Origin of the sequence: Kitasatospora sp. NPDC057518 (genome assembly GCF_042802075.1) — a bacterium.
In the GTDB taxonomy this organism is placed as follows: Bacteria; Actinomycetota; Actinomycetes; order Streptomycetales; family Streptomycetaceae; genus Kitasatospora.
In genome coordinates, this window is the sequence record NZ_JBHVEU010000351.1 from 1 (window position 1) to 9,244 (window position 9,244).

Annotated in this window: 2 protein-coding genes; both read left to right on the forward strand. The window is 75.6% G+C overall.

Annotated elements, in window-relative coordinates:
* The first annotated feature begins 113 nt into the window (after positions 1-113).
* The gene (locus tag ACFU7Z_RS29025; protein WP_380780666.1) at positions 114-7,715 is read left to right on the forward strand and encodes a MupA/Atu3671 family FMN-dependent luciferase-like monooxygenase; all 7,602 of its coding nucleotides are present in this window, start codon (positions 114-116) and stop codon (positions 7,713-7,715) included.
* Positions 7,712-9,205 carry a condensation domain-containing protein gene (locus tag ACFU7Z_RS29030; protein WP_380780668.1) on the forward strand — a complete coding sequence of 498 codons (1,494 nt, stop codon included), beginning with the start codon at positions 7,712-7,714 and terminating at the stop codon, positions 9,203-9,205. The genes ACFU7Z_RS29025 and ACFU7Z_RS29030 overlap by 4 nt, the downstream gene beginning before the upstream one ends.
* Positions 9,206-9,244: the final 39 nt, after the last annotated feature.

Sequence of the window (9,244 nt, forward strand, 5' to 3'; positions counted from 1 at the left end):
GCAGCGAGGTCAGCTCCAGCTCGCGCGGCACCTCGATCCCCGGGCCGCTCATCACCCGCCCGGCGGTACCCACCGCGTACCGCGGCGAGGTGGGACGCGGCGAGGTCCTGCCGGTGCTGCTCTTCACCGGCCAGGGCGCCCAGTACCGGGGCATGGCCGCCGAGCTGTACCGGGCCTTCCCGGCCTTCCGCGCCGTCCTGGACGAGTGCGACCGGCTGCACCGCGAGAACTGGGGCGCGCCGCTGCTGCCGCTGCTGCTCGACCCCGCGCCGCAGGGCACCGAGGACGGCTGGACCACCGAGGCGGCGCAGCCCGCGCTGTTCGCCCTCCAGGCGGCCTACCTGCGGCTCTGGCAGGAGCTCGGGCTCCGTTCCGCCGCCGTCGCCGGGCACAGCGCCGGGGAGTACGCGGCCTTCCACGCGGCCGGCGCGCTCGACCTGGCCGACGGGATGTTCCTGACGGCGCTGCGCGGCCGGCTGATGCACCGGCTGACCGAACCGGGCGCCATGACGGTGGTCTCGGCCGGCCTGGACCGGCTGGCCGGGCTCGGCGACTGGCTGCCCGGCGTGGACCTGGCCGTGGTCAACGGCCGGGGCCAGTGCGTGCTGGCCGGCCCGCCCCGCGAGATCGCCGCCGCCGAGGCCGTGCTGGCCGCCGACGGGGTGACCACCGAACGGCTGGCCAGCGACCGGGCGTTCCACTCCCGCCTGCTCGACCCGATGCTCGACCCCTTCCGCGACCAGCTGGCCCGGCTGCGGCTGCGGCCGCTGGCCGTCCCGCTGGTCAGCAACCTCGGCGGCGAGGTGCTGGCCCCCGGGACCGTCCCGACGCCCGAGTACTTCCTCCGGCAGACCCGGGAGACCGCCCGGTTCGACCAGGTCCTCGCCGCACTGGACGGGCAGGGCCACGAGCTCTTCCTGGAGATCGGCCCGCACCCGACGCTGACCGGCATGGGCCGCCGGGAGCTGCCGGAGCGCCACTTCGTCGCCGGCGGCCGGCGCGGCGCCTCCCCGGAGCAGCAGTTCGACACCGCCGCGGCCGCGCTCTGGTCGTACGGCGTCCCGCTCGACTGGGCCGGCTTCGCCGCCGCCCGGGACTGGCCGGACGGACCGGCCCGCCGCGTCCCGCTGCCCACCACCGTCTTCCAACGCCGCCGCCACTGGTTCACCGCCCCCGACCGGCCGACCACCGAGGACCCCGCCATGCGCCAGGACCCACCCCAGCAGACCGCTCCGGCCGCTGAACCGGCCGCCGCTCCGACCCCGAGCCCCGAGGAGCTGGCCGGGCAGGCCGTGCTGCGGGAGGTCGTCGAGCAGACGGCCCGCCAGCTCGGCTACGACGAGGACTCGGTCGGCGTGGACGAGCCCTTCTTCGACCTGGGCGCCGACTCGCTGTCGATGATCAACATGATCCGGGACCTGGAGCGCGCGTTCCGGGTCCGGGTGTCGATGCGCGAGCTGTTCGAGGACGCCGACACCCCGGCCCGGCTGGCCGGGCTGATCGCCTCCCGGCTGGAGCCGGCCGTGCTGGCCACGCTGCTGCCGGCCGCCGAGCCGGAGCCCGTGGCGGTGCCCGAGCCGGTGGCAGCACCGGTGGCGGCTCCGGCCCCGGTCGTCCAGGCCGCCCCGGCCCCGGCCGTTCAGGCCCCGGTTGTACAAGCACCGGCCACCCAGGCGCCGCTCGTCCAGGCCCCGGCTCCGCAGCCCGTACCCGCCGCGCCCGCACCCATGCCCGCCGCCCCGGCGGCCCCCGCCGCGCTGCCCCCGGTCACCGACGGCACCGGCCTGATCGAGCGCCAGCTCGCGCTGCTCGGCCAGTTCTCCGACCTGATGCGCGACCAGCTCGGCCTGCTGGCCGGCGGCGCGCCCGCACTCCCCCCGGCGCCCGTGCCCGCGGCCCTGCCCCCGGCCGCCGTACCGGCCGCCGCGCCACTCCCGACGCCCGCCGTCGCTCCCGCTGCCGTCGCTCCCGCCCCCGCCCCCGCCGCCGAGGCACCCGCCACCGAGAGCCCGGCCCCGGCCGCCCCGCAGGTGCACGGCCCCCGGGTGACGGTCTCCCGCGAGTCCGGCATGGCCGCCGGCGGCCTGACCGACCAGCAGCGCGCCCACGTGGACGAGCTGGTCGCCCGCTTCACCGCCCGCACCACCGCCTCCAAGGCGATCACCCGCCGCCACCGCCGCACCCTGGCGGACAGCCGCGCCGTGGTCGGCTTCCGCTCCGGCACCAAGGAGATGCTCTACCCGCTGGCCGCCCGCCGGGCCCGGGGCTCCCGGCTGGAGGACGTCGACGGCAACCCGTACGTCGACATCACCATGGGCTTCGGCGTCCTGCTCTTCGGCCACGACCCGGAGTTCGTCTCCGAGGCCGTCCGCGAGCACCTGTCCTCGGGCCTGCGGCTGGGCCCGCGCGGCCCGGAGACCGGCGAGGCCGCCGAGCTGCTGGCCGAGCTGACCGGCACCGAGCGGGTCGCCTTCGCCAACTCCGGCACCGAGGCGAACGCCGGGGCGATCCGGCTGGCCCGCGCGCACACCGGCCGGGACAAGATCGTCATGTTCGAGGGCTCCTACCACGGCCACTCCGACCAGACCCTGGGCCGGACGCTGGGCCGCGGCGCCGACCGGGAGACCGTCCCGGTGTCCATCGGCATCCCGGGCAGCGCGGTCGCCGACCTGCTGGTGCTGCGGTACGGCGACCCGGAGAGCCTCAAGGTCATCGAGGAGCACGGCGACCGGATCGCCGCCGTCCTGGTCGAGCCGGTGCAGAGCCGCCACCCCGGCCGCCAGCCCGTCGACTTCGTCCGCTCGCTGCGCGAACTGACCACCCGGCTCGGCATCGTGCTGGTCTTCGACCAGATGCTCACCGGCTTCCGCCCGCACCTGCGCGGCGCCGAGGGCTTCTGGGGCGTCACCCCGGACATGTCCACCTACGGCAAGGTGCTGGGCGGCGGCTACCCGATCGGCGCGATCGCCGGACGGGCCGACATCATGGACGGGATCGACGGCGGCCACTGGGACTACGGGGACGACAGCTACCCGCCCAAGGACACCACCTTCTTCGGCGGCACCTACATCCAGCACCCGCTGGCGATGACCGCCGCGGGCGCGGTGCTACGCCACCTCAAGACGGCCGGCCCCGGCCTCCAGGAGCGGCTGAACGCCCGCACCGACGAGCTGGCCACCACCCTGAACACCTTCTTCGAGGAGGAGGAGTTCCCGCTGCGGCTGGCCCACTTCGGCTCGCTCTTCCGGTTCGAGCCCCGGGCCGACATGGAGCTGCTCTTCCCGCACCTGCTGACCCGCGGGGTCTACGTGTGGGAGTGGCGCAACTTCTTCCTCTCCACCGCCCACACCGACGGCGACCTGGAGTTCGTGACCGACGCGGTCCGCGAGTCGCTGCGCGACCTGCGGCGCGGCGGCTTCTTCCCGGCCTCGCCCGGCGTCCGCCTGCCGGCCCCGCGGCCGGCCGCCGAACTCCCGGTGCCCGCCGCGACCGTACCCGCCGAGACGGTGGGCGGCGCCCCCGCCCCGGCGCTCCCGTACGAGCCGGTCAGCGACCCGCAGCGGCCGGTGGACTTCAGCCTCTACTTCTTCGGCGACTACCCGCTGGACTCCCCGGACGACGAGAAGTACCGCATCGTCCTGGAGAGCGCCCGCTTCGCCGACCGGCACGACTTCCACTCCGTCTGGCTGCCGGAGCGCCACTTCCACTCCTTCGGCGGCATCTTCCCCAACCCCTCGGTGCTGGCCGCCGCCCTGGCCCGGGAGACCAGCCGGATCCGGCTGAACGCGGGCTGCGCCGTGCTGCCGCTGCACCACCCGGTGCGGGTGGCCGAGGAGTGGTCGGTGGTCGACAACCTGTCCGGCGGCCGGGTCGGCCTGGGGTGCGCGAGCGGCTGGCACCCCAACGACTTCCTGTTCTTCCCCGAGCGCTACGGCAGCCACAAGGAGCTGATGCACCGGCAGATCGACACCGTCCGGTCGCTGTGGCGCGGCGAGCCCTACCAGGGCCGCAACGGCAACGGTGAGCCGATCGAGGTGTCCCTCCACCCGCGCCCGCTGCAGGACCTGCCGCCGATGTTCACCGCGATCGTCGGCAACCCGGACAGCTTCCGCGAGGCGGCCCGGCACGACCTCGGCGTCATCACCAACCTGATGACCCAGGACGTCGCCCAGCTGGCCGAGAACATCGCGGTCTACCGGCGCACCCGCGCCGAGCACGGCCTCGACCCCGAGGCCGGCCGGGTGGTCGTGCTGGTGCACACCTACCTGGGCACCGACCTGGCCACCGCGCGCGAGCAGGCCTACCGGCCGTTCTGCCACTACCTGCGCTCCTCGCTCTCGCTGTTCGGGCAGATGGCCAACAGCCTGGGCCTGACCCTGGACTTCGCGAACGCCCGCGAGGAGGACCTGGAGTACGTGCTGGAGCGCGCGTACGAGCGGTACTGCGCCTCCCGCGCGCTGATCGGCACGCCGGAGAGCGTCCAGGGGGTGCTGTCCGAGCTGCGGGCGGCCGGCGCCGACGAGATCGCCGCCTTCGTGGACTTCGGCCTCTCCCCCGAACTGGTGGCGACCGGGCTGCCGCAGCTCGACGTCCTGCGCCGGGACACCCTGCGCGGCGCCCGACTGTCGTACGCCCAGCAGCGGATGTGGTTCCTGCACCGGATGCTGCCCGACGGCGGCCAGTACAACGAGGTCAAGGCGATCGCCCTGGACGGCCCGCTCGACCCCCAGGCGCTGGACACCGCGCTGCGCCGGCTGGTCGAACGCCACGTGGCGCTGCGCACCGTCTTCCGGGAGCAGGACGGCGAACCGTTCCAGCAGGTGCTGGCGCCGCCCGCGGGCCCGGTCCTTCAGCGGATCACGGCCGACCCGGCCGCCGAGGACGCCGTCGCCGACCTGGTCGCCGCCGAGGGCGCGCACCGCTTCGACCTGGCCGAGGGCCCGCTGTTCCGGGCCCTGCTGCTGGAGCAGGCGGCCGAGCGGCACGTGCTGGTCCTGTCGATGCACCACATCGTGATCGACACCCTGTCCACCGTGGTGATCACCCGCGAGCTGGGCGAGCTGTACCTGGCCGCCCAGGAGGGCCGGGCCGCCCACCTGCCGGTGCTGACCACCGGCCCGGCGGCCGAGGCCGCCCGGGAGCGGGCCCGGGTCGCCGAGGGCGAGTACGACGAGAGCCTGGCCCACTGGCGCAAGGTGTTCGGCGGCGGCGACCTGCCGGTGCTGGCCCTGCCCACCGACCGGCCGCGCCCCGCGGTGCCGGACGGTCGCGGCCGCTCCTTCGTCCACCACCTGCCCGCCGAACTCTCAGACGGCCTGCGGGAGTTGGCCCGGTCCAAGCGCTCGACCCTGTTCATGGTGCTGCTGACCGGCTTCGCCGGCGTCCTGCAGCGCTACGCCGGCCAGGACGAGATCGTGCTGGGCACCCCGGTGGCCAACCGGGCCGAGGGCACCGAGGACCTGGTCGGGTTCTTCGTCAACACGCTGGCGCTGCGCCTGGACCTGTCCGGCGAGCCGGCCTTCGCCGAGGCTCTGGGCCGGGTCCGGTCCACCGCGCTGGACGCCTACGAGCACCAGCAGCTGCCCTTCGAGGTGCTGGTGCAGGAGCTGAACCCGCAGCGCGACACCAGCCGCAACCCGCTGTTCCAGGTCATGGTCGAGTTCGAGAACCACATGGTCTTCGAGCTGGACCTGCCCGGGGTGACGGCCCGTCCGCTGGACCACGTCGCCGACCGCGCCGCCTTCGACCTGACGCTCTTCCTGACCAGCCTGCCCGATGGCATCCGCTGCCACGTGGAGTACGCCGACACCCTGTTCGACCGGGCCACCGTCGACCGGCTGCTCGGCGCCTTCGAGCGGCTGCTCACGGCCGCCGTCGCCGACCCGGAGCGCCCGCTCGCCGAACTGGCCGTGGCGCCCGCCGACACCGCCCTGGAGTGCGGGCCGGCCGCCGCCCAGGACCCCGAGCACCCGCTGGCCACCATCGCCGCGACCGCGGCCGAGCGGCCCGAACAGACCGCGGTGGTCGCCGCCGACGGCAGCGAGACGGACTACCGGACGCTGCTGGCCCGCTCCGAGGACCTGGCCGGCCGGCTGCTCGCGGCCGGCGTCCGCGAGGGCAGCCGGGTGGGCGTGCTGCTCCCCCGCTCGCTGGACCTGGTGGCCGGGCTGCTCGCCATCCTGCGCCTCGGCGCCGTCCACGTCCCGGTCGACGTCCTGCAGGGCCCCGAGCGCTGCCGGCTGATCGTCCAGGACAGCGCGCCGGTCGTGCTGCTCACCACCACGGACGACGCCCCGAAGGAGCTCGGCCTGACCGTGCCGACGGTGCTCACCGGCACCGCCCCGGCCGACGCCGACCCCGCCGCGCTGCCCCCGCTGCCCGCCCCCTCGGCGCAGGCGCCCGCGTACCTGCTGTACACCTCCGGGTCCACCGGCCGCCCCAAGGGCGTGCTGATGCACTCGCTGGCCCTGGCCCACTTCGTGGCCTGGAACGTCGCCGACCACCCCGCGGCCCGCACCCTCCAGTACGCCTCCTGCGGGTTCGACGTCAGCGTCCAGGAGATCCTCACCACGCTGGCCGGCGGCGGCACCCTGCTGCTGATCGAGGAGGAGACCCGCTACGACGTGACGGCACTGGCCGCCGTCGTCCGGGCCACCCGGGCCGAACGGGTCCACCTGCCGTACACCCCGCTGGCCGCACTGGCCGACGCGCTCGGCGAGGAGCCGGTGCCGCACCTGCGGGAGCTGATCTCGGGCGGCGAGCAGGTGCTGCTCACCCCCGGGCTGCGGGCCTTCCTGGGCCGCAACCCCGGCTGCCGGCTGGTCAACCACTACGGCCCGACCGAGACCCACGCGCTGACGGCCGGTGAGATCGAACCGGACGGCCCGGAGTACGCGTCGATCGGCCGCCCGACCCCGGGCAGCCGGATCGTGCTGCTCGACGCCTCCGGACGCCGGGTGCCGCCCGGCGCGGTCGGCGAGATCCACGCCCTCGGCGTCCAGGTCGGCATCGGCTACATCGGCCGCGACGAGGAGAGCGCCGCCGTCTTCACCGACACCCCCGACGGCCGGAGCTACCGCACCGGCGACCTCGGCCGCTGGCGCCCGGACGGCCGCCTGGAGTACCTCGGCCGGGCCGACCGCCAGGTCAAGGTGCGCGGCTACCGGGTCGAGCCGGGCGAGATCGAGACCGTGCTGCTGGGCCTGCCCGGCGTGCACGCCGCCGCCGTGACGGCACGCCGCACCCCGGCGGGCACCGTGCTCGCCGGGTACGTCAGGTGCGCGGCCGCCGACCTGCCCGGGATCGCCGACCGCCTGGCCGACCTGCTGCCCGACTACATGGTCCCGAGCCTCTGGGCCACCGTCGACACCCTGCCGTTCACCCCGCACGGCAAGCTGGACACCGCCGCCCTGCCCGAGCCGCGCCCGCTCGGCGCGGACGAGCCGCAGGCCGCCCCGGCCACCGGGCTGGAGCGCACGCTGCAGCAGCTCTGGGAGGAGGAGCTCGGCCGCCCCGCCGGGGTGGAGACCTCCTTCTTCGACCTCGGCGGGCACTCCCTGGCCGCCACCCGGCTGCTGAACCGGGTCCGCGAGGAGACCGGCGTGCGGATCGGCGTCCTGGACTTCTTCCGCCGCCCGACCATCCGCGCGATGGCCGCCCACCAGCCGGCCGCCGAGCAGGCCCCGGCCCCGGCCTTCGAGGAGGGCACCCTGTGAGCACACCGGACATGAGCACGGCGGAGGAGACGGACGAAGGGTGGGCGCGGCTCCTCAAGCTGCTCGACGAGCGCGAGATCGTGCTGCGCACCACCGGTGAGAAGCTCGGCTACCTGGCCCCCGCGGGGGCGATGGACGAGGAGGTCACCGGCCTCGTCCGGGCCCACCGCGACCGGCTGCTGACCACCCTCACCGGCGACGGGGCGGCGCTGTCCGCCGCCCCCGCCGGGGTGACCCAGTGGCGGCTGCGCAAGGCCCACCGCGCGGCGGCCGATCCGGCGGTGTGGAACATCACCCACCGGATCACCCTGCGCGGGCCGCTGGAGCCCGAGCGGCTGGCCGCCGCGCTGACGGCGGTGACCGAGCGGCACGAGAGCCTGCGGACCCGGTTCCTGGAGACCGAGCTCGGGGGGCTCCAGCAGGTGCTCCCGAACACCCCGCTGGACGTCCCGGTCGACGACCTGCGCGGGCTCGCGCCCGCCGAACGGGACGCGGCCCTCGCCGCGGCCCTGGAGGCCGAGGTCGCCCGCCCGTTCGACCTGACCGCACCCCCGCTGCTGCGCGCCCGGCTGCTGCGCCCGGCGGAGGAGGAGTGGGTGCTGCTGCTGACCATCCACCACATCGCGGTGGACGGCTGGTCGCTGGCCACCGTGCTGGCCGACCTGAGCGCGCTCTACCGTACGGGCGGGCCGCTGCCCGGGGAGGCCGGCCGGATGACCGACCACGCCTGCTGGGAGCGGACGGTGGTCAACCGGGCCTCCATGGCGGCGGCCGCCGACCACTGGGCCGAGGTCCTCGGCGGCGCCTCGCTCGCGGCGGACCTGCCCACCGACCGGCCGCGTCCCGAGCAGCGCTCCGGGCTCGGCGAGACGGCCGAGTTCCGGGTCCCGGCGGCGGTGGCCGAGGCGGTCGGGCGCTACGCCGCCGCCCGTTCCACCACCGCCTCGGCCGTCGTCGTCGCCGCCTTCGCCCGGCTGCTCGGCTCGCTCAGCGGCGCGTCGGAGACACTGATCCTGCTCTCCAACGCCAACCGCAGGCGGCCGGCCGACGAACGGGTGGTCGGCCTGCTCACCAGCAGCATGCCGATCCTGGTGCCCACCCGGAGCGAGAGCGGGTTCGGGGCCCTGGTGGACCACGCCGCCGAGGCGATCGCCTCCGCCCTCGACCACTCCCTGATGCCGTTCGGCCTGCTGGTCGAACCGCTGCGGGAGCGCGGCGTCCCCATGCCCGTCGGCTACCCGCAGGTCGTGCTCGCCGTCCAGAGCACCCCGCCGATCGGCCTCGACCTCCCCGGCCTGACCGCCGAGATCGAGGACATCCCCGGCCACTCCGCCCGCGCCGACTGCGCGTTCTCGCTCACCCCGGACGCCGACGGCTACCTCGGGCAGGTCGAGTACGACGCCGACCTGTTCGACCCGGGCACCGTCCGGGGCTGGCTGGACGCCCTGGTCGCGGACCTGGCCCGGCAGTTGGAGGTCCCGCTCGGGTGACCGGACAAACCCGGAGGCCCCGGTGGGCGGCGTACCGCC